This is a genomic window from Saccharothrix mutabilis subsp. mutabilis (assembly GCF_039521145.1).
GTDB lineage: Bacteria > Actinomycetota > Actinomycetes > Mycobacteriales > Pseudonocardiaceae > Actinosynnema > Actinosynnema mutabilis.
On the sequence record NZ_BAAABU010000023.1, the window covers coordinates 20706 to 41995 of the forward strand.

The 21290-nt window shown below is 71.3% G+C and carries 14 protein-coding genes; 7 read left to right on the plus strand and 7 right to left on the minus strand.

All coding sequences use genetic code 11. From position 1 onward, the window contains the following. Window positions 1-25 precede the first annotated feature (25 nt). Entirely contained in the window at window positions 26-1345 is a 1320-nt protein-coding gene (locus tag ABD126_RS32125; protein ID WP_343938098.1) for an extracellular catalytic domain type 1 short-chain-length polyhydroxyalkanoate depolymerase, read from the minus strand. Between the two features lie 118 nt (window positions 1346-1463). Here ABD126_RS32125 and ABD126_RS32130 point away from each other — a divergent pair, with 118 nt between their 5' ends. The 5 genes from ABD126_RS32130 to ABD126_RS32150 all read left to right on the plus strand — a co-directional run bounded on the left by ABD126_RS32130 (window position 1464) and on the right by ABD126_RS32150 (window position 8510). Further along, window positions 1464-2375, plus strand: coding sequence for a PaaX family transcriptional regulator (locus tag ABD126_RS32130; RefSeq protein ID WP_343938100.1), 912 nt, complete (start codon window positions 1464-1466; stop codon window positions 2373-2375). Window positions 2376-2593: 218 nt separating this feature from the next. Next, window positions 2594-4012 carry a cellulose binding domain-containing protein gene (locus ABD126_RS32135; protein ID WP_343938102.1) on the plus strand — a complete coding sequence of 473 codons (1419 nt, stop codon included), beginning with the start codon at window positions 2594-2596 and terminating at the stop codon, window positions 4010-4012. Between the two features lie 229 nt (window positions 4013-4241). Further along, a complete protein-coding gene (locus ABD126_RS32140) occupies window positions 4242-5687 on the plus strand; it encodes a glycoside hydrolase family 62 protein (RefSeq protein WP_343938104.1) in 1446 nt (481 codons plus the stop codon). 74 nt (window positions 5688-5761) lie between these two features. Continuing rightward, complete coding sequence (locus ABD126_RS32145) at window positions 5762-7093, plus strand: CE1 family esterase (protein WP_343938106.1); 1332 nt, start codon at window positions 5762-5764, stop codon at window positions 7091-7093. 316 nt (window positions 7094-7409) lie between these two features. Next, window positions 7410-8510, plus strand: coding sequence for a ricin-type beta-trefoil lectin domain protein (locus ABD126_RS32150; RefSeq protein ID WP_343938108.1), 1101 nt, complete (start codon window positions 7410-7412; stop codon window positions 8508-8510). 66 nt (window positions 8511-8576) lie between these two features. Here the strand turns inward: ABD126_RS32150 and ABD126_RS32155 are convergent, their stop codons facing one another. From ABD126_RS32155 to ABD126_RS32180, 6 genes are all read right to left on the minus strand, one after another. Then, window positions 8577-9269, minus strand: coding sequence for a GH12 family glycosyl hydrolase domain-containing protein (locus ABD126_RS32155; protein ID WP_425542914.1), 693 nt, complete (start codon window positions 9267-9269; stop codon window positions 8577-8579). 115 nt (window positions 9270-9384) lie between these two features. Next, the gene (locus ABD126_RS32160) at window positions 9385-11340 is read right to left on the minus strand and encodes a beta-galactosidase (protein WP_343938112.1); all 1956 of its coding nucleotides are present in this window, start codon (window positions 11338-11340) and stop codon (window positions 9385-9387) included. A 144-nt stretch (window positions 11341-11484) separates the two neighbouring features. After that, window positions 11485-12522: a LacI family DNA-binding transcriptional regulator gene (locus ABD126_RS32165; RefSeq protein ID WP_343938114.1), complete on the minus strand. Its 1038-nt coding sequence runs from the start codon at window positions 12520-12522 to the stop codon at window positions 11485-11487. 76 nt (window positions 12523-12598) lie between these two features. Continuing rightward, window positions 12599-13567 carry a carbohydrate ABC transporter permease gene (locus ABD126_RS32170; RefSeq protein ID WP_343938116.1) on the minus strand — a complete coding sequence of 323 codons (969 nt, stop codon included), beginning with the start codon at window positions 13565-13567 and terminating at the stop codon, window positions 12599-12601. After that, window positions 13564-14502 carry an ABC transporter permease gene (locus tag ABD126_RS32175; RefSeq protein WP_343938118.1) on the minus strand — a complete coding sequence of 313 codons (939 nt, stop codon included), beginning with the start codon at window positions 14500-14502 and terminating at the stop codon, window positions 13564-13566. Before ABD126_RS32175 ends, ABD126_RS32170 begins: the two co-directional genes overlap by 4 nt. Beyond that, a complete protein-coding gene (locus ABD126_RS32180) occupies window positions 14499-16178 on the minus strand; it encodes a type 2 periplasmic-binding domain-containing protein (protein WP_343938120.1) in 1680 nt (559 codons plus the stop codon). Before ABD126_RS32180 ends, ABD126_RS32175 begins: the two co-directional genes overlap by 4 nt. 211 nt (window positions 16179-16389) lie before the next feature. On the opposite strand from ABD126_RS32180, the gene ABD126_RS32185 reads away from it, so the two are divergent. Beyond that, window positions 16390-19341, plus strand: a complete 2952-nt coding sequence (locus tag ABD126_RS32185; RefSeq protein ID WP_343938122.1) for a glycoside hydrolase family 3 C-terminal domain-containing protein — start codon at window positions 16390-16392, stop codon at window positions 19339-19341. A gap of 135 nt (window positions 19342-19476) precedes the next feature. Continuing rightward, on the plus strand, window positions 19477-21261 hold the full coding sequence (locus ABD126_RS32190; RefSeq protein ID WP_343938124.1) for a glycoside hydrolase family 6 protein: 1785 nt from the start codon (window positions 19477-19479) through the stop codon (window positions 21259-21261). The last annotated feature ends 29 nt before the right edge of the window (window positions 21262-21290 follow it).

A 21290-nucleotide genomic window follows, 5' to 3' on the forward strand; every position in this document is an offset into this window, starting at 1 on the left:
TTCCATCGGCAGTGGTCGCGGAGATTCACGTGATCGTGCAAGGGGTGCCGTTGAGGGTGAAGCCGGTCGGCTTCGAGGTGTTGCCGGTGTGGGTGGCTTGGAAGCCGATGGTCGTGGGCGTGTTGGGCGGGAGGGCGGCATTGTAAGGGGCGTTCTTCGCCGTCACCTGGCCCGACGCCGGCGCGTAGGTGGCGTTCCAGCCGCTGGTGATGGTTTGGCCGCCGGGCAACGTGAAGGTCAAGGTCCAGCCGTTGATGGTCGTGGGACCGGTGTTGGTGAGGGTGATGTTCTCGGTCAGGCCGGTGTTCCAGGCGTTGATGGCGGCGGTCACCTGACAGGTGCCGGGGTTGGGCGTCGTCGTGGTGGTGGTCGTGGTGGTGGTGGTCGTGGTCGTGGTGGTGGTGCCCGGGCTGGTCAGGCCGAAGAAGGCGAGGGCCTGAGCGGCCATGCCGGCGCTGGGGAGGGTGTGGCCGGCACCCTGGATGCTGTAGGCCTCGACCTGGGCCGTTCCGGTGCTGTCGGCGTAGCGGCGGCGGTTCCAGCCGGGTTGGGGGGTGTCGGTGTTCGTGGGGGTCTGGGACAGGCCGAAGACGTTGGTCCACTGCTCGATCGACTCCTGGAGCAGGGAGTACGGGACCAGGGTGTCGTTGGTGCCGTGCCACAACTGGATCCTGGGGCGTGCACCGGTGTAACCCGGGTACGCCTGGCGGACCGCGTCGCCCCACTGTTGGGGAGTGCGGTTGGCGCCTCCGCTCCCGGTGCACTTGCTGGAACCCGGCGGGTAGTCGGCGGCGTTCGCGAAGCAGTTGAACGGGACGCCCATGAACGCCGCGCCCGCCTTGAAGACGTCCGGGTACAGGGCGAGCATGTGGTTGGTCATCATGCCGCCGGAGGAGGAACCGGTGGCGAAGACCTTGCCGGGGTCGGCGCCGTAGCGCTGCTCGACGTAGTTGATCATCGAGATGATCGAGCTGGGGTCGCTGCCGCCGCCCCGTCGCTTGGCGGCGTCGGACCAGGTGTCGAAGCAGTTGCCGAAGCCCGCCTGCTGTTGGGCGCTCGGGTAGATGACGACGTAGCCGTGGCGGTCGGCCAGCGACGAGAACTCGCTGCTCTGGTGGAAGCCCGGCCCCGATCCGCCGCAGCCGTGCATCGCCACGACGATGCCGGGAGCGGCGGGGCGGGAGTCGGGCACGTAGACGTGCATCCGCATCCCGCCGGGGTTGTCGCCGAAGTTCGCGACCTCGGTCAGGGTGGCGGCCGATGCCGGTTCGGGAGTGGCGGTGACCAGGGCTGTGACGGTCAGTGCGGTCACCGCGGCGAACACCACGCTCGGTAGGACCTTCATGCGCTTGACCCCTTCGTTTCGCGCACGGTCGAGGAAGGTGGCGGTGTGACACTTAGCCTGGCGGCGGGACCGGGAACTGTCAAACATCGCGTCTCGATCGCCCGGTTAAAGTCGGCTCGTGACTAGCCCGTACGACATCGAGGAGATCTTCCCGGACGACGGGGTCCGGTTGCCGCGTAGGCAGAGCGGGGGATCGCCCCAGGGGTTGGCCGTCACGCTGTTGGCCGACTACACCCTGCGTGATCGGGCTTGGTTGCCGACGGGAGCGCTCGTGGCGTTGCTCGGCGAGGCCGGGGTGAGCCACGCCGGTGCGCGGGCCACGATCAGTCGGTTGGCCCGCAGGGGTGTGCTGGAGGGCAGCCGGCGGGGGCGGACCAGTTCGTACCGGTTGACGGTGGGCGCGGCGGCCGTGTTGGCGGCCGGTGGTCGGGTGATCTTCGCCCCGGCGCCGGACTACGAGTGGGACCGGTGCTGGACGTTGATCGCCTTCACGTTGCCCCAGGGGGATGTCGCGGGGCGGCGGGAGTTGCGGGGGAAGTTGCGGTGGCTGGGGTGCGCGCCGCTCTACGACGGGTTGTGGATCTCGCCGCACGACCTGACCGGTGAGGCCCGGTCACAGCTGGTGGGACTGGCCTCCGGGGCGTTGACGGTGTTCCGGGCGCGGCACGTCGACCTGGGGGAGTCGGTGGGGCGTGACCCGGTGGAGGCTTGGGACACGGCCGCCATCGCCGAGCGGTACGACGCGTTCATCCGGCGTTGGGAGCCGGTGCGGGGGCGGGTTGGTGGGATCACCGGGGCGGAGGCGGTCCGGACTCGTACCGAGGTGATGGACACCTATCGGCGGTTGCCCGTGCTGGATCCCGGGTTGCCCCGGGTGTTGCTGCCGCCGGACTGGCCGCGTGAGCCCGCGCGGGAGCTGTTCGCGGCGCTCTACGACGGGCTGGCGGGAGCAGCGGAGGACCACGTGCGGGAGGTGGCCGGCCCCGGGGTTCGGGCGCACACGGTGGCGGAGTTGGTGGCAGGGCTCTGAGTCACTCGGGTTCACGCTGCCCGTCCCGGGGTCGGGTTCGGGCGGAACTGAGGTCTTCACGGTTCGGGACATCTCCGCTACCTTCTTGGAAGCGTTCCCAGGAGCTGCGCGGACGGCCGGTTCAGGCCACAGTGGACAGATGACCGCGCGGCCGTCCTGTCGATCCCGTTTCCCCGCGCGCCTTCCGCGCTGCGTCGACCATCCACGGAGGACACCCAGTGCACCGGTCCCGGGTGGCGGCCACCGCCGTCCTCACCGCCGCGTTGACCGCGGCCGGCACCATCACCAGCGCCCCGGCCCAGGCCGCCGAGGGCTGCCGGGTCGACTACGACGTGACCAACCAGTGGCCGGGCGGGTTCACCGCCGACGTGCGGGTCACCAACCTCGGCGACGCGGTCAACGGCTGGCGGCTGACGTGGTCGTTCGGCGCGGGCCAGCGGGTCACCGCCTCGTGGGGCGCGACGGCCACCCAGTCCGGCGCGCGGGTCACCGCGGTCAACGCGAGTTGGAACGCGGCCCTGGGCGCCGGCGCGTCCGCGTCGTTCGGCTTCAACGCCAACGCGGGCGGGTCCAACCCCGCGCCCGCCGACTTCGCGCTCAACGGCACCGCGTGCACCGGCGCGCCCGCGCCCGCCGACCCGCTCGCCCGAGCCCACACCGCGGGCCGGGTCACCCCGGACGCCCGCTACTCCTGGCCCGGCGTCTACTTCGAGGGCCGCGTCCGGGGGACCGGCGTCGGCATCGTGCTGGACGACGCGAACAACGACTACGACGTGCAGGTCGACGGCACGACCGTCGCCACGCTGGTCACCCCCGGCAAGACCACCCACTGGGTGAACGGCCTGAGCGACACCGAGCACCGCGTCCGGCTGGTCAAACGCACCGAGAGCACGTGGGCGGCCGGGCAGTTCGGCGGCTTCGTGGCCGCGCAGGGCGGGCAGGTGCTGGAGAAGCCCGCGGCGCGCACCCGGCAGATCGAGTTCATCGGCGACTCCCTGACCGCCGGCTACGGCAACATGTCCACCCAGCGGGACTGCTCGTCCAACGGCGGGGTCCACCGCAACACCAACACCGACCTGAGCTACGGGGCGCTGACCGCGCGCTCGCTCAACGCCGACTACCAGGTCAACGCGTTCTCCGGCATGGGCATGGTGCGCAACTACAACGGCGGTTCCCCCAACGTCACCTACCGCACCTTCTACGACCGCGCGCTGCTGCACGTCGAGGGTGACGTGTGGCAGAACCCCGGCACGTGGAAGCCGCAGCTCGTCGTCGTCGGCCTGGGCACCAACGACTTCTCCACCGCGATCAACCCGGGCGAGCCGTGGACCCCGGAGAGCCTCCTCGCCGCCTACAAGTCCGCCTACCAGGGCTTCCTCGACAAGCTGCGCGCCCGCTACGGCCCCGGCGCCACGATCCTGGTCAGCGCCCACGGCTCCGGGACCCTCCCCGACGCCGCCCGCCAGGTCGTGCGGGACCGCAACGACCAGGGCGACAGCCGGGTCCGCTTCTGGGGCTACGACGGCAGCGCCGCGCTGGACCTGCTCGGCTGCGACTGGCACTACTCGGCGCGCGACCACCGGCTGCTGTCCGGCTCGCTGGCCGACCACGTCGCCCGGCTCGGCCTGGCGTGGTGATGCCAACGGTCCCTTCCGCCGTGCTGCTGCGCCTTGAGCCGTAGCTTGTTCGCGTTAACAAGCATCGGCGGAACTCGCCCTCGGAGGCGCAGATCAGGGCGCGTGAGCGCTAACAAGCCGCCGTTGACGCTGGGTGTCTCGCTCGTTACATTGGCCCGAAAGTTAACAGCTTCCCTGTCGAAAATTTCGAAACGCTCGGCTGCCCGACCGATCCCAGGAAGGTCTGGTCATGCTCTCGATACGACGCTTCTCGTCGCGACGGGCCAAGGTCGCCGTCGCGGCGCTCGCGCCGGTCGCCGCCCTGTCCGTGCTGACGGCGGTCTCCGCGCCGGCCTCGGCCGCGCCGGGCTGCTCGGTCGCCTACACCTCCCCGTCCCAGTGGCAGGGCGGGTTCACCGCGAACGTGGCGATCACCAACGTCGGCGACGCGGTCGACGGGTGGACCCTCACGTGGTCGTTCCCCGCCGGCCAGCGGGTGACGCAGGCGTGGAACGCCGACGTGACGCAGAGCGGCACGGAGGTGGCGGCGAAGAACGTCTCCTACAACGGGTCCATCTCCACCGGCGGCAAGGTCGAGTTCGGCTTCAACGGCTCGTGGACCGGCAGCAACCCCGCGCCGGAAGCCTTCAGCCTCAACGGAACCCCCTGCACCGGAGGCGTCGTCCCCACCACGACCACGACCACGACCACCACCACGGGCACCCCGCCGACCGGGAGCCTGCCGTCGAGCTTCCGCTGGTCCTCCAGCGGCATCCTGATCAGCCCGAAACCCGACGCCACCCACCCCAACGTGGCGGTCAAGGACCCGAGCGTGGTCTACCACAACGGCAAGTACCACGTGTTCGCCTCGACCTACACCAACGGCTACAACCTGATGTACACCAGTTTCACCGACTGGTCCCAGGCGTCCTCCGCTCCGCACCACTACTTGGACCGCACGGCCATCGGCACCGGCTACAAGGCCGCGCCGCAGGTGTTCTACTTCGCGCCGCAACGGCTGTGGTACCTGGTCTACCAGACCGGTGACAACGCCTCGTACTCCACCAACACCGACATCGCCAACCCGGCGACGTGGTCCGCACCGAGGAACTTCTACGCCGGCGGCATGCCGCAGATCATCCGCGACAACATCGGCAACGGTTACTGGGTGGACTTCTGGACCGTCTGCGACAGCGCCAAGTGCTACCTGTTCTCCTCCGACGACAACGGCCACCTCTACCGGTCGGAGACGAACCTGTCGCAGTTCCCCAACGGCTTCACCAACACCGTGATCGCGATGCAGGACGCGGACAAGAACAGGCTGTTCGAGGCGTCGAACGTCTACAAGATCGCGGGCAGGCAGCAGTACCTCCTGGTGCACGAGGCGATCGGCACCGACGGCCGCCGCTACTTCCGCTCCTGGACCGCGCCGCAGGTCACCGGCCCGTGGGCGGCGCTGGCCGACACCGAGGCCAACCCGTTCGCCCGCGCCAACAACGTCACGTTCCCGAGTGGACAGTGGACCCGGGACATCAGCCACGGCGAGGTGGTGCGCACCAACGTCGACCAGACGATGGAGATCAGCCCGTGCCAGCTGAGCTACCTGTACCAGGGTCTGGACCCCAACGCGGGCGGTGAGTACAACCGGCTGCCCTGGCGCCTGGGCCTGCTGACCCAGACCAACTCCACCTGCTGAGGGCACGCGGGACCCGCGCCCCCATCCGCCGCCGCACGCAACCCTCCCAGTAGACGGCAGAAAAGAGCTGCTCAATGTCGAGGCACAGACTCTTCGGGCCGGCATCGGCCGCCGTGTTCCTGGCCGTGGCGCTGGTCGCCACGGCGGTCGTCGCCGGCGTCGGCCAGGCCACGTCCACCACGTCGTCCACGTCGGTCGGCACGCTGGCGGCCAGCGCCGGCTGCGGCAAGGCGCCGACCCTGCGCAGCGGGACGCACACCATCACCACCAGTGGCAAGAGCCGCCAGTTCGTGCTGCGCGTCCCCGACGGTTACGACAACACCCGGCAGTACCGGCTGATCTTCGGCTTCCACTGGCGCGGCGGCAGCATGAACGACGTCGCCACGGGTGGCAGCAGCGGCGCGGCCTGGGCGTACTACGGGATGCAGGAGCAGTCGAACAACAGCGCGATCCTCGTGTCGCCACAGGGCTTCAACGCCGGCTGGGCCAACTCCGGCGGCGAGGACGTCACGTTCGTCGACGACATCATCAGGCGCGTCGAGAGCGACCTGTGCGTGGACACGGGGCTGCGGTTCGCCATGGGGTTCAGCTACGGCGGCGGCATGAGCTACGCGCTGGCGTGCGCGCGGGCGACGGTGTTCCGCGCGGTTGTGGTGTACGCGGGCGCGCAGCTGAGCGGGTGCGCCGGCGGTACCCAGCCGATCGCGTACTTCGGCATCCACGGCATCTCGGACAACGTCCTGAACATCGGGCTGGGCCGGGGCCTGCGCGACACGTTCGTCCGCAACAACGGCTGCGCCGCGCAGAGTCCACGCGAACCGGGGGTGGGCAGCCGGACGCACATCACCACGACGTACTCGTGCCGAGCGGGCTACCCGGTCCAGTGGGCGGCCTTCGACGGCGGCCACGCCCCGGCTCCCGTGGAGGGCTGCGGCTGCGACGACGGCGCCCGGACGTGGACCAAGACCGAGGCGTGGAAGTTCATCTCGCAGTTCCAGGGCGACACCCCGCCGACGAGCACCACCACGACGACCACGACCACGACGACCACCACCACGACCACCACCACGACCGGCAACCCGCCCGGCGAGAGCTGCCGGGTGACCGACGCCGTCAACGCCTGGAACACCGGCCTGACGTCGGAGATCGTCATCACCAACACCGGCAGCTCACCGATCAGCGGCTGGTCCCTGGTCTTCACCCTGCCGGGCGGCCAAACGATCACCAGCGGCTGGAACGCGTCGTACTCGCCCAACTCGGGCCAGGTGACGGCGCGCAACGTCGGGTACAACGCCGACATCGCGCCGAACGGGTCGGTGAGCATCGGCTTCCAGGCGACGCACACCGGCAACACCGCCGAGCCGACGTCGTTCACGCTCAACGGCGCCAACTGCACGGTGGTCTGACCGGACGCTTCGCGCGAAGGGCGGCGGCGCTGTCCGCCACCCTTCGCGCCGCGGTGTGCCCGCGAGTGGCGGCCGATGATCAGGCGTGGTGTGAGTGGTGCGTGGTCAGGCGTTGGTGGTGGGGCGGTCCCGCCCGGTCTGATCTCGCCGCACGCGCAGCCCGAGCCCGTCCGCGGCTCGACCTGGCTCGGTGTCATCGGTCGCCACTCGTGCTTGCGGGCAACCGTCTCAAGTGGTCGATCGCTTGACACCGGATCTCCGCCTCCAGTCCACTGTTAGCGTTAACATCTCCGCCTCGACGATGAGGGAGAACCCGATGCGCGCACGGTTGAGGCGGTTGTCCGCCTTCGCTGCCACCCTGGTCGCCGCCGCACTGCTGCCCACCGCCCCCACCCCCGCCCACGCCGAGTCCAACGGCGGCACCCGCGTGATGCCCCTGGGCGACTCGATCACCGAAGGCACCCAGGTCCCCGGCGGCTACCGCATCGGCCTGTGGCAGCGGTTCGGGTCCGGGAACTACCGGGTCGACTTCGTGGGTTCGCAGTTCAACGGCCCCGCCTCGCTCGGCGACCACGACCACCAGGGGCACCCGGGTTGGCGCATCGACCAGATCGACGCCAACGTCGTCACCTGGCTGCGCAACACCAACCCCCGCACGGTCCTGCTGCACATCGGCACCAACGACGTCCTCCAGAACTACAACCTCTCCGGCGCGCCGGGCCGGCTGAGCGCCCTCGTCGACAAGATCACCGCGACCGTCCCCAACGCGGACGTGTTCGTCGCGACGATCATCCCGATCTCCAACGCCGGCCAGAACTCCGCCGCCCGCGCCTACAACGCCACCATCCCCGGCATGGTGCAGAGCAAGGTCAACGCCGGCAAGCGCGTGCGCCTCGTCGACATGCACTCCGCCCTCACCACGGCCGACCTGATCGACGGCGTCCACCCCACCGCCACCGGCTACGACAAGATGGCCGCGACCTGGTACTCCGCACTGCGCTCGGTGCCGGGCAGCATCGGCGACCCGGTCGCGCCGGGCAAGCAGATCGTCGGCATCCCCTCCGGCCGCTGCGCGGACGTCCCGGGCGCGACCACGACCAACGGCACGCAGCTCCAGCTCTGGGACTGCCACGGCGGCACCAACCAGCAGTGGACGCACACCAGCGGCAAGGCGCTCACCGTCTACGGCACCAAGTGCCTCGACGCCTCCGGGTCGGGCACGGCCAACGGCACCCAGGTCGTGATCTGGGACTGCCACGGCGGCGCCAACCAGCAGTGGAACGTCAACTCCAACGGCACCGTCACCAACGTGCAGTCCGGCCTGTGCCTCGACGCCTCCGGCTACGGCACCGCCAACGGCACCAAGCTGCAGCTGTGGTCCTGCACGGGCCAGTCCAACCAGCAGTGGCGGATCTGACCTCCACGCAACGGAGTTCGCCGCCCCGCGGGCAGGAGACCCGCGGGGCGGCGCTCTTTCAGACGATCACCAGTTCGAGATCGAGAAGCTGTTGCTGCGGAAGTCCATCCCGCCGCTCGACGACGTGATCTCGAAACCGAACTGCACCTCGCCGACCGTCACGTCCCCGTACCAGCCCCGCGCCCGGATCCAGTCCAGCACCGCCTTGAGGTCCACCGTCCCGGCGTTGGTGTTCCCCCGCCGGACGAACGAGAACACCGCGTTGGACCCGTTGGAACCCCGGTGGACGTCCCAGCTGTGCCCGCCCACCGTCGCGGTGGTCTGGTAGCCGCCGATCGGGCCGACGGCGCCGAACTTGTTCGTCCACACCATGATCTCGTACGCGTGGTTCTGCGCCCAGATGTCGTACGTGGTGGTGTACGCCCCGCCGCCGGGCACGGTGACGTCGAAGCTGCTGCTGATGCCGCCGATCCGGCTCAGCGGCCGGCCGATGTTCTTGCCGGAGTGCGGGTAGGACTTCACCCCGCCGGTGTTCGGGTGGTTGGCCCACACGCCCCAGTTGCCGTACGAGTTGGCCCAGATCGCCTGGAACCCGACGCCGCTGCCCCACACGTTGTTGCGGACCGTGTATCCGCCGTTGGACCAGGTCGCCCACTTGTCCGAGGACTCGAAGGTGGCCGCCCGGGCGGTGGGTGCGGTGATCGTGGCCGCGAGCAGGGTCGCGGCGGCCAGGGCTGTCGTTCGGATCAGCTTGCCCATCATGTGCTCTCCGTCGAGTCGGGATGGAGGTGCGGCGGGGTCTTGGAGGCCCCGGACGTCCCACGCGCCCGGGTGCGGGGGCCGACGTGCCGCGACTTCGATGAGCGGGACGACATCACGCCTGCTCGTCGGTGCGGAGCACGGCGCAGCCGCCGGGTGGGACGTGCGCCACGACCCGGTCGGTGACCAGGTCGTGCGCGGGGCGGGGGAGTGGCACGGTGTCCGCGCCGTGGTTGAGCAGGAACAGCCACCGGCCGCGGGTGACCGCCTCGACACCGGGCGGCCAGGGGCGTTCGACGCCGGCTTCGTCCAGCAGGCGGCGGACCAGCGCGCCGTAGTCGGCCGGGTCCGGGAGCGTCGAGAGGTACCAGGCGCGGCCGTGCCGGGTGAGCGCGGGCCGGCCGGCGAGCATCCCGTGGGTGTAGGTCGCGACCGCCTCCGCGCCCTCCAGCCGCACGTGCTCGCTCCACGTCGTGGCCCCGGTGCCGTCGGACAGGGTGATCCGCTCGTCGCGCCGCAGCGGCCGGTGCTCCTCGACGCGGACGCCGAGGGCCTCGCGCAGGGCCGGCGCGGGGTAGCCGCCGAGCCGGGCGTGTGGGCGTTCGTCCACGACCCCGCTGAAGTGGCCGACGAGCAGCGTGCCGCCGCCCTCGACGTGGTCCCGCAGGTTCTCGGCGGCGGCGTCGGACAGCAGGGGCAGCGCGGGGGCCAGCACGAGCCGGTAGCGGGACAGGTCGTGGTCGGGGTGGGCGAAGTCGGCGACCACCCCGGCGTCCCACAGCGCGCGGTGCGCCCGCCGCAGCGCCGCGTGGTAGTCCAGGTCGCCGGACGGCAGACCGTCCGCTTCGGACGCCCACCACGCGTCCGCGTCGTGCAGCACGGCCACCGGCGCGGTCACGGTGGACCCGGCCACCTCGCCGAGCCGGGCGACCACCTCGCCCAGTTCGACGACCTCGCGGAAGACGCGGCTGTCCGGACCGGCGTGCGGCACCATCGCCGAGTGCCACGTCTCCGCGCCCGCCCGCGACTGCCGCCACTGGAAGAACAGCGCGCCCTCGGACCCGCGGGCGATGTGGCCCAGGCTGTGGCGCAGGATGTCGCCGGGTTCCTTGGCGAGCGTGCGATCGCCCGCGTACACGGTGTTGGCGCCCTGCTCCATCAGCAGCCACGGCCGGCCGCCGCCGAACGAGCGCGCCCGGTCCGCGCCGAACGCCGTGTCCGCCGCAGCGTCCAGGCCGGGAGCGTCCGGGTAGTGGTCGATGGCGACGACGTCGACCTCCCGGCCGAACGCCCACAGGTCCAGGTTCTGGTAGCCGGGCAGCATGAGGTTGGTGGTCACCGGCCGGTCGCTGTGGGCGCGGATCACGTCGCGCTGCTCGCGGTAGGCGGCCAGGGCGAGGTCCGAGCCGAAGCGGCGGAAGTCCAGCGCCTGCCCGGGGTTGTGGTGCCACTGGGTGGCGCGCGGCGGCAGCACCTGCTCCCAGGAGCCGTAGCGCTGGCTCCAGAACGCGGTGCCCCACGCGTCGTTCAGGGCGTCCAGCGAGCCGTGCCGGTCGCGCAGCCAGTCCCGGAACGCGGCGGCGACGTGGTCGCAGAAGCACAGGGTGGCGTACTCGTTGTGCACGTGCCACAGCGCCACCGCCGGGTGGTCGCCGTAGCGCTGCGCCAGGGCGGACGCGACGCGGCGGGCGGCGTCGCGGTAGGCGGGCGCGGCCAGGCAGTAGGTGTCGCGGCTGCCGTGGACCAGCCGGGTGCCGTCGGGCGTGACCGGCAGGGCGTCGGGGTGGGCGAGGGTGAACCACGGCGGCGGGGACGCGGTCGGGGTGGCCAGGTCGACGGCGACCCCGTTGGCGTGCAGGCGGTCGAGGTGGGTGTCGAGCCAGGCGAAGTCGTAGCGGCCCTCCTCGGGTTCCAGCAGCGCCCAGGAGAACACGCCGACCGTCGCGAGGTTCACCCGCGCGCGGCGCATCAGCTCGTCGTCCTCGGCCCAGACGGGCCGGCCCCACTGCTCGGGGTTGTAGTCGCCGCCGAACGCGAGGCCGCCGAGGCGGTCGGTCAGGCTGGGGTGCACGGGCGCTCCCGGCGGGATCGGGGCACGGCAGGGCCGGCCCACCGGTGGAGGGCCTCGCGCGCGCCGGTCGGGGGTCGGGCGGTTGGAAGTCGGGCGGTCGGGGGTCGGGCGGTCTGGGGGAGTCAGGGCTGTGGGGAGGGCGGGTCAGGGTTCGGGGTCGCGTTTGGGGGCGGGGCCGGTGCTCTCGCGGACCGTCAGGACGGGGCTGAGCAGGACCAGTTCGTCGTCGGGCCGCCGGCCGCGCCCGGCCGCGGTGATGCGCTTCATGACGTGCTCGACGGCGACCTGGCCGAGTTCCTGCGCCGGGCCGGTGACCGCGGTGAGGCTGGGCGCGTACTGCTCGGCCAGCAGCTCCGGGCACAGGGCGATGACCGAGGCGTCCTCGGGCACGGTCCGCCCGCTGGTGCGCAGCAGGCTGAGCAGCGGGCCGATGGCGCCCTCGTTCTGCACCACGAACCCGGTGGTGCCGGGCCGGTCGGACAGGATGCGGGCCAGCGTCCCCGCGGTGCTCTCGTAGGTGCCCTCGCACGGCCGGTGCACGAAGCGCAGGCCGCGTTCCCGTGCCCGCTCGCGGAACCCGGCCAGGGTCCGCTCGGCGTACCCGGCGTGCCGCTGGTAGGTGCTCGACCCGTAGCCGATGAACGCGACCTCGCGGTGGCCCAGGTCGGCCAGGTGGTCCGCGCACTGCGCGCCGGCGGCGGCGAAGTCGTGGTCCACGCACGACAGCCCGGCCCGGTCGTCGGGCAGCCCGATCAGCGCGGCCTGGGTGCCCAGCTCGCGCAGCACCGGGATGCGCTTGTCGTCCAGCTCGACGTCCATCAGGATCACGCCGTCCGCCAGCCCGCTCAGCGCGACCCGCCGGACCCCCTCCGGACCCTCGTCGTTGGTGATCAGCAGCACGTCGTAGCCGTGCTTGCGGGCCGCGACGGTGACCGAGATGGCGATCTGCATCATGATCGGCACGTACACGTCCGAGCGCAGCGGCACGACCAGCGCGATGATGTGCGAGCGGCGGGCGGCCAGCGCCCGCGCCCGCGCGTTGGGGTGGTAGCCCAGTTCGGCCACGGCGCTCTCGACGCGGCGCCGGGTCTCCTCGGAGATCGTGCGCTTGCCGCTGAGCACGTAGCTGACCGTGCTCGCGGACACGCCCGCGTGCCTGGCCACGTCGGCGAGTGTCACCATGCGTCGCTGCTCCTGCTCGGTTGTGCTTCGGTCTGCGCGGGACCCGCGCCCGGCCGGGTCCGTCGAGTCTGCCCGGTCACCCCTTGATCGCGCCGGTGAGCACGCCGGTGCGGAAGTGCTTCTGGACGAACGGGTAGACCACCAGCAGCGGGACCAGCGTCAGCACGACGACGGCCATCTGCAACGACAGGGGCGCGGTCTGGGCGAACTGGGTGCCGAACCCGGAGTTGACCGAGCCGGGCAGCGCGTTGCCGCGGTTGACGTAGGTGAACAGCACGTACTGCAACGGCCACTTCTCGCTGTCGGTGGGCATGTAGAGCATGACGTTGAAGAACGAGTTCCAGTAGCCGACCCCGTAGAACAGGGCCATCACGGCGGTCACCGCGCGTGAGGTGGGCAGCACGACCGACCACAGGATGCGCCAGTCGCCCGCGCCGTCGATGCGCGCGGCCTCGATCAGGTCGGCGGAGGTGGAGGAGTAGAACGAGCGCAGGACCAGGATGTTGAACACCGACACCGCGCTGGGCAGGATCAACGCCCACCACTCCCCGTAACCGCCCAGGTCGGTGACCACCAGGAACGTCGGGATCAGGCCGCCGTTGACGAACATGGTCACGATCAGCAGCACCAGCAGGAAGCGGTGACCCAGCGAGCGGGCGCGGGACAGGCCGTAGGCGCACAGGACCGACACGGCCATCGACACGACGGTGCCCACGGCGGTGATGCCCAGGCTGACCAGCAGCGCGGTGCGCACGGTGGAGTCGGCGAGCATCAGCCGGTAGGCCTCGAAGGTGATCTCGTCGGGCCAGACGACCAGGCCGCCGGCCCGGTTGACCGCGGCCTGGGTGGACAGGCTGGTGACCACGACGATCCACAGCGGCACCACCATGACCGCCAGGACGCCGCCCAGGGTGACGCCCTTGCCGGCCTGGCCCACGGCGGTGGGCGGTTCCTCCCACGGCGGGCGGCCGTCCCGGCGCGTGCGGCGCGGCGGCGCGGACGTTGGCTCGACGTCGGGGACGCGGGGTGTGAGTGTCTGCGTCATCTGCGGTACAACCCGTCTTCGCCGAAGGCGTGTGCCAGCTTGTTGGCGCCCCAGATCATCAGCAGCGAGATGACGCTCTTGAACAGCCCCGCCGCCGCGCCGTAGCTGTAATCGCCGGTGGCGATGCCGTAGTAGAACGAGAAGGTGTCCAGCACGTCGGCCGTCTCGTGGCCGACGGCGTCGCGTTGGATGAGCAGCTGCTCGAAGCCGACCGTCAGCGCGTTGCCCAGGCGCAGCACCAGCAGCAGCACGATCACCCCGCGCAGGCCCGGCAGGGTGATGTGCCACAGCCGCCGCCACCGCCCCGCGCCGTCGGCCGCCGCCGCCTCGTACAGGTCGGTGTTGATGGCCGAGAGCGCGGCGAGGAACACGATGACCCCCCAGCCGGCCTCCTTCCACACCACCTGCGCGGTGACCAGCAGCGCGAACGTGTCCGGGTCGGTCATCACGTCCCACGTGGCCAGGTCGTGGCCGCGCAGGAACTGGTTGAGCGCGCCCGCGCCGCCCAGCATCTGCTGGAAGATCGTGATCGCCAGGACCCACGAGAAGAAGTGCGGCAGGTACACCACGGACTGGACGAAGTTCTTCACCCGCCGGCTGAGCAACGAGTTGAGCAGCAGCGCCAGGGCGATGGGGACGGGGAAGAACAGCACCAGTTGGACGAAGCTGAGGTAGAGGGTGTTGGTCAGCGCGCCCCAGAACAGCGGGTCGCCGAACAGCCGCTGGAACTGCTCCACCCCGGCCCACCGGCTGTGCCAGACCCCGACCAGCGGGTCGTACTGCTGGAACGCGGTCACCAGCCCGAACAGCGGCACGTAGTTGAACACCACGAGCAGCAGCACGGCCGGGGCCGTCATCAGCAGCAGCGACCGGTCCCGGCGCAGCCTGACCCGCCACCCCGGCCCGGTCCGGCGGCGGGTGCGCGGCGCGGTCACTGCCCCGTGCCGTACTTGTTCAGCACGTTCTCGGTCATCCACTGCTTGAGGCGATCACCGCCGCCGGACTTCCAGCTCGCGACGGCGGCCTGCACGTCGGCGACCTTCTTCTTGCCGTGGTAGCAGTCCTTGACGGTGTCGGTGACCTGTTGCGCGGCCTCGGCGGTGGTCTGCGCCTGCGGCATGCCGATGTTCATGTTCCAGAACACCGGCTTGGCCAACGCCGGCGCGTTGGCGGCCTGCCAGGCGGTGTAGTCCCGGGTCACGGCGTCCGCGCCCAGGTTCTGGATCGCGTGGGGCGGTGCGGCCAGGAACGGGTAGGTCTGCGCCTGGACCTCCTTCTTGCCCTGCTCGGTGGCCGTGGGCACGCCGTTGTCCATCGTGTGGTGCACGCCCTCGACACCGAAGTTGACCAGCGTGAACTCCGCGGAACCGTAGGGCGCGGCGAGGTAGTTGGCCACCGCCAGCAGTTCCTCGATCTGCTCGGGCTTGAGGTTGGCGTTGAGGTAGCTGAGCATGCTGGTGGACGCGCCCATGTAGACCACGGGCTTGCTCTTGCCGTCGGCGGCGAACACGTCGAGCGCGCCGCGCCGGTAGGACGGGTTCGCCGCCGTGCCGGACTGGTGGTCGGCCAGGTTCCACACGCCCATGCCGCCGCCGGAGATCAGCGTCTTGCCGGCGTAGAACCGGGTGTTGCCGTTGGCGTTGTCGCCCGCCAGCGCGTCCGGGTGCACGTAACCGGCGGTGGCCAGCCGGTGGTGCCAGTCCACCGCCTGGAGGAACTGCTCGGTCTCGAACAGGTGCACCAGCTTGCCGTCCTCGACCCGCCACTTCAGGGGCGCGCCGAACGCGGTGTAGAAGTAGGTGTAGATGTCGTCGAAGGCCCACACGCCGGCCTTGGCGTCGGTCAGCTCCTTGCCCAGGTTCATCAGGTCGTCGGCGGACTTGACCTGGTCGGCGGTGATCCCCTTGGCGTCGAACACGTCCCGCCGGTAGAAGATCGTGCCGGCGATCTGGAAGCCCGAGGAGAAGCACGGGATGCCGTAGAGCTTGTCGCCCCACGCGCCCGCGCGCCACGCGCCGGTGGGCAGTGCGGCGAGGTTGGGGTACTTCTTGATGTTGTCGCCCGACAGGTACGGGGTGAGGTCGGCCAGTTGCGACCCGGCCAGGCCGCCGACGTTGAAGTTGGGGTTCCACCACGCCGGGAGCTGGATCCAGTCCGGCAGCTTCCTGGCCGCGGTCATCGTCGGGACGATGGTGTTGTAGTTGTTGCCGTCGGCGGGCTTCATGTCCAGCGTGACGCCCAGCGCCTTGTTCATCGCCTGGTAGAACCCGTTGTCCGCGGGCGGGATCGTGCCCCACAGCGGGGTCACCGCGCTGTACCGGCCACCGCGGCCCGGCACGCCGGGGACGGTCACCGGCCGGTCGGTCGGGTAGCGCAGGAAACCGGGGTCGGTGAGCACGTCCGGGCCGCCCGCCACCGACGGGATGTCCGGTTTGACCGTCGTGGTGGGCACGTGGGCGGGCAGCGCCGCCTTCAGGCCCTCGCTGTTGGCACCGAGCTGCTGCGGACCGCCGCCGGCGCCGCACGCGGAGAACAATCCCTGCGCGGCGGCGACACCCGCGACCGTGGCGGTGAGGTTCAGGAACCTCCGGCGGTTCAGTTCGATGCCCATGCGGATGGCCCTTCTACGGTGAAGTGGACGCTGGGTGTGCGGTGAACTGTCGAAGCGCTTGAACGATGTGGCGAGACTAGGGCGTGCCCTGGGCTGCGGCAAGGGGCGGTTTGCGCAAGAACGTTGCGGTACCTGGCGAATTGACAGCCCTTGGGGTGGGTGTCATTGTCGAAGCGCTTCACTTGCCGCCCACCCGAAGGGTCTACGCCACGTGAGTGCCTCGCCCGTGTCCGCGCCCGAGCGGCTTCCCTTCCGCGATCCCGACCTGCCGCTGGACAAGCGCGTCGACGACCTCCTCGGGCGGCTCTCCCCCGACGAGCGGCTGGCGATGCTGCACCAGTACGCGCCCGCCGTCCCGCGCCTGGGGCTGGCCGCGTTCCGCACCGGGTCCGAGGTCCTGCACGGCGTCGCGTGGCTCGGCGTCGCGACGGTGTTCCCGCAGGCGGTCGGTCTGGGCGCGACCTGGGACGAGGACCTGGTGCGCGCCGTGGCCGAGGCGACCTCCGTGGAGCTGCGCGCCTTCCACTACCACCACCCGCCGGTCGTCGGCAGCGGCGCCACCAGTCTTCAGGCGTGGGCTCCGGTGCTGAACCCGCTGCGCGACCCGCGGTGGGGCCGCAACGAGGAGGGCTACTCCGAGGACCCGCTGCACACCGCGCGCCTGGGCGAGGCCTACTGCCGGGGGCTGGCCGGCGACGACCCCCGCTTCCTGCGCGCGGCCCCCGTGCTCAAGCACTTCCTGGCCTACAACAACGAGGACGACCGCTGCACCACGTCCTCCGGTGTGCGGCCCCGCGTGCTGCACGAGTACGACCTGGCCGCGTTCCGGCCCGTCGTCGCCTCCGGCGCGGCGACCGGCGCGATGGCCGCCTACAACCTGGTCAACGGCCGGCCGTGCCACGTCAGCCCGCTCATCGCCGACGAGCTGCGCCGGTGGGCCGAGCCGACCGGGCACGAGCTGTTCGTGGTCAGCGACGCCGAGGCCCCGTCCAACCTGGTCGACCCGGAGCACTACTTCGACGACCACGCGGAGGCGCACGCCGCCGCGCTCAAGGCCGGCATCGACAGCTTCACCGACCACGGCGAGGACAGCGCGACCCCGGTCGGCCGGCTGCGCGAGGCGCTGGAGCGCGGTCTGATCGACCAGTCCGACGTGGACCGGGCCGTGCGGCGGCAGCTCGCGCTGCGGTTCCGGCTCGGCGAGTTCGACCCGGGGCTGGACCCGTACGCGGGCATCGTCCCCGAGGTCGTCGACTGCCCCGAGCACCGGGCCCTCGCCGCCCGCGCCGCGACGGAATCGGTGGTGCTGCTGAAGAACGACGGCCTGCTGCCGCTGTCCGGGTCGCCGCGGGTCGCGGTGCTCGGTCCGCTGGCCGACGCGCTGCACGAGGACTGGTACAGCGGCACCATGCCCTACCGGGTCACCGTCGCGGAGGGGCTGCGCGAGCGGCTGGGTGACGTGGTGTGCGTCGAGGGCGTCGACCGGATCGCCCTGCGCTGCCGCACCAGCGGCGACCTGCTGGGCGGGACGGCGTTCGACGTGGTCGAGTGGGGCGACGACGTGGTGACCCTGCGGTGCGCCGAGACCGGTCGCCACCTGACCGCCGAGGACGGCCCGCTGGCCGTCGCCCAGGACGTGATCAAGACGTGGGAGGTGCACGAGACCTTCCGGCTGGAGGTCGACCCCGCCGCCGACGGCGACACCGTGCTGCTGCGCGGCGTCCACTCCGGCCGTTACGCGGCGGTGGACCCGGACGGCCGGGTCGCCCTCACCGCCGAGACGCCCGAGACCGCCGAGCGCTGGCACCGGGAACTGCTGCTCGACGGCGTCGGCGAGGCCCGCGCCGCCGCTGCCGCCGCCGACGTCGCGATCGTCGTCCTGGGCAACCACCCGCTGATCAACGGCCGCGAGACCCAGGACCGCACCGGCACCGCGCTGCCCGAGTCCCAGGAGGCCCTGCTGCGCGCGGTCGCCGCCGTCCGCCCGGAGACGGCGCTGGTCGTGATGAGCGCCTACCCCTACGCCGTCGACTGGGCCGACGAGCACCTGCCGGCCGTGCTGTGGACCTCCCACGGCGGCCAGGAGACCGGCCGCGCCCTGGCCGCGGTCCTGCTCGGCGACGCCGACCCGTCCGGGCGGCTGCCCCAGACCTGGTACCGGGGGGACGACGAGCTGCCCGACCCGTTGGACTACGACGTGGTCAAGGCCGGCTGGACCTACCAGTACCACCGCGCCGCGCCGCTCTACGCGTTCGGGCACGGCCTGTCCTACACGAACTTCGCGTACTCGGACCTGCGACTGTCCACCTCGGAGCCGGCCGCGGCCGGCGCGGTCGAGGTCGCGGTGACGCTGACCAACGCTGGCCCGCGCTCGGGCACCGAGGTCGTCCAGCTCTACGTCCGCGCGCTCAAAGCCCGTTACGAGGCTCCGATCCTGCGGTTGGCCGACTTCCGCAAGGTGAGCTTGGCCGCCGGCGAGCGGAGGACGCTGGTCTTCCGGCTGCCCGCCGAACGCCTGGCCCACTGGGACGTCGCCACGGGCGGCTTCACCGTCGACCCGGGGGAGTACGAGGTCGTGGTGGCCCGCTCGGCGCGGGAGGCCGTGCTGACCGCCCCGCTGACCGTGACCGGCCCGGCCCCGACGCCGCGCGCCCTGGTCGGCCGCGAGACCCGGGCCGTCGACTTCGACGACTACGCCAACACCACCCTGACCGACGCGACGCGCACGACGGGCGACGCGGTGACCCCGACCGACCCGACCCGTCCCGCGACCCTCCTGTACCGCGCGGCGGACCTCACCGGTGCCGTCGGCGTGGCGGCGCGGGTGGCGAACGAGGGGACCGGCGCGGCGCGGCTGGAGTTCCACCTGGCCGACCGGCCGCTCGCGGTGGTCGAGGTCCCGGTGACGGGTGGTCGTTACGCGTGGACGACCGTGGTGGCCGACCTGGCCGAAGCCGCCGGCGTGGCAGGGGTGGCCCGCGTGGCGGAAGCCGGCGCGGCGGAGGCGGCAGGCTCGGTCGAGCCGGCCGGCGCGGCTGAGTCGGCGGGTGTGGCGGGGGTGGTCGGTGTGCACGACGTGTGGGTCACGTTGCACGGCGACTTCCGGCTGTCGTCCTTCCACTTCACCGAAACAATTGCGGAACAGGCCTTCCCTTCCTGCTAAAGGAAAAGGCGGGAAATTTAGCATCGGGCACTAATTGACTCCCTCGTAACGCCGTCGCTACCTTGGCCCTCTGGGAGCGCTCCCATATCGAGGTACAAGTCCTTCACCACGGCAACGACGCTACGAGGACCCTGAATGAAACCAACGATCCTGGCCCGCGGCGGCGCCGCTGCCGCCGCCCTGACCCTGTGCTCGGGGCTGCTGGTCCTGGGCGGCACGTCGGCCGGCGCGGCTCCCGGGTGCGCGGTCGACTACCAGGTGAACCAATGGGACACCGGTTTCACCGCGAGCATCACGCTGAAGAACGTCGGCGACGCGATCTCCGACGGGTGGACCCTGGAATGGGACTTCCCCGGCAACCAGCGGGTCACCAACGGCTGGAGCGCGACCTTCACCCAGTCCGGGCAGCACGTCACGGCGAAGAACCCCGAGTGGGCGCGGTCGCTGCCCGCCGGCGGGAGCGCGAGCATCGGGTTCAACGGCTCCTTCTCGGGCTCGAACCCCGCTCCGACGTCGTTCAAGCTGAACGGCGTCACGTGCGGCGGTGGCCCCACCACCACGACCACCACGACGACCACCACTACCACGACCACCACGACCACCACCACGACGAGCACGACGCCGACCGACCCGGGCGAGCCCGGTGAGCACGTGGCCAACCCGTTCGTGGGGGCCAAGGGCTACCTGAACCCGGACTTCGTCGCCAACGTCAACGCCACGGCCGACGCGACCGGCGGCACCCTGGGCACCGCCATGCGCAAGGTCGCCCAGCACTCCACCGCCGTGTGGATGGACCGCATCGGCGCCATCACCGCCGGGCGCGGCCTCCGGGGCCACCTCGACGAGGCGCTGCGGCAGGCGGCGGGCGGCACCACCCCCGTGGTCATCCAGGTCGTCATCTACGACCTGCCCAACCGCGACTGCGCGGCGCTGGCGTCCAACGGCGAGCTGAAGGTCAGCGAGAACGGCCTGGCCCGCTACAAGGCCGAGTACATCGACCCGATCGCGGCGATCCTCGCCGACCCGAAGTACAGCAGCCTGCGGATCGTCAACATCGTCGAGCCGGACTCGCTGCCCAACCTGGTCACCAACCTGGCCAAGCCCAAGTGCGCGGAGGCCAACTCCAGCGGCGCGTACGTGCAGGGCATCCAGTACGCGTTGAACAAGCTCAGCGCGATCCCGAACGTCTACAACTACGTGGACATCGCCCACTCCGGGTGGCTGGGCTGGAACTCCAACATGGGTCCCGCGGTGACGCTGATCGCCAACACGATCAAGGGCACCACCAAGGGCGTGAACAGCGTCGACGGCTTCGTGTCGAACATGGCCAACACCTCGCCGACCGACGAGGTCCACCTGCCCGACCCGACGCTGAACATCGGCGGCACGCAGCTCCAGGCGGCGAACTACTACCAGTGGAACCCGTTCTTCGACGAGGCCGATTTCGGCACGGAGATGCGCAACCGGTTCATCGCCGCCGGGTTCCCCAGCGGCATCGGCATGGTGATCGACACCTCCCGCAACGGCTGGGGCGGCCCGAACCGGCCCACCGGCGCGAGCGGCACGACGGCCGACGCCTACGTCAACTCCGGCCGCATCGACCGCAAGCTGCACCGCGGCAACTGGTGCAACCAGGCCGGCGCGGGCATCGGGGCCCGGCCCACGGCCGCGCCGCGGCCCGGGTTCGACGCCTACATCTGGGTCAAGCCGCCGGGTGAGTCCGACGGCATCGCGACCAAGACCGACGGCCCGAACGAGGAGGGCAAGCAGCACGACCCGATGTGCGACCCGAACTACCGCGGCGACAACCAGGCCAACGGCGGCAACCTGACCGGCGCGATGCCGGGCGCCCCGCACGCCGGCTCCTGGTTCCCCGCCGGCTTCGCCTCCCTGGTCCAGAACGCCTACCCGGCCTTCTGACGGGGGAAGCCGGCCCGTGGTCGGGCGGG

What these genes read in the sequence shown, in the direction of transcription:
- ABD126_RS32125 (WP_343938098.1), bottom strand. Translation starts at nt 1,345, where the DNA reads ATGAAGGTCCTACCGAGCGTGGTGTTCGCCGCGGTGACCGCACTGACC.
- ABD126_RS32170 (WP_343938116.1), bottom strand. Translation starts at nt 13,567, where the DNA reads ATGACGCAGACACTCACACCCCGCGTCCCCGACGTCGAGCCAACGTCC.
- ABD126_RS32155 (WP_425542914.1), bottom strand. Translation starts at nt 9,269, where the DNA reads ATGGGCAAGCTGATCCGAACGACAGCCCTGGCCGCCGCGACCCTGCTC.
- ABD126_RS32140 (WP_343938104.1), top strand. Translation starts at nt 4,242, where the DNA reads ATGCTCTCGATACGACGCTTCTCGTCGCGACGGGCCAAGGTCGCCGTC.
- ABD126_RS32165 (WP_343938114.1), bottom strand. Translation starts at nt 12,522, where the DNA reads ATGGTGACACTCGCCGACGTGGCCAGGCACGCGGGCGTGTCCGCGAGC.
- ABD126_RS32150 (WP_343938108.1), top strand. Translation starts at nt 7,410, where the DNA reads ATGCGCGCACGGTTGAGGCGGTTGTCCGCCTTCGCTGCCACCCTGGTC.
- ABD126_RS32190 (WP_343938124.1), top strand. Translation starts at nt 19,477, where the DNA reads ATGAAACCAACGATCCTGGCCCGCGGCGGCGCCGCTGCCGCCGCCCTG.
- ABD126_RS32180 (WP_343938120.1), bottom strand. Translation starts at nt 16,178, where the DNA reads ATGGGCATCGAACTGAACCGCCGGAGGTTCCTGAACCTCACCGCCACG.
- ABD126_RS32145 (WP_343938106.1), top strand. Translation starts at nt 5,762, where the DNA reads ATGTCGAGGCACAGACTCTTCGGGCCGGCATCGGCCGCCGTGTTCCTG.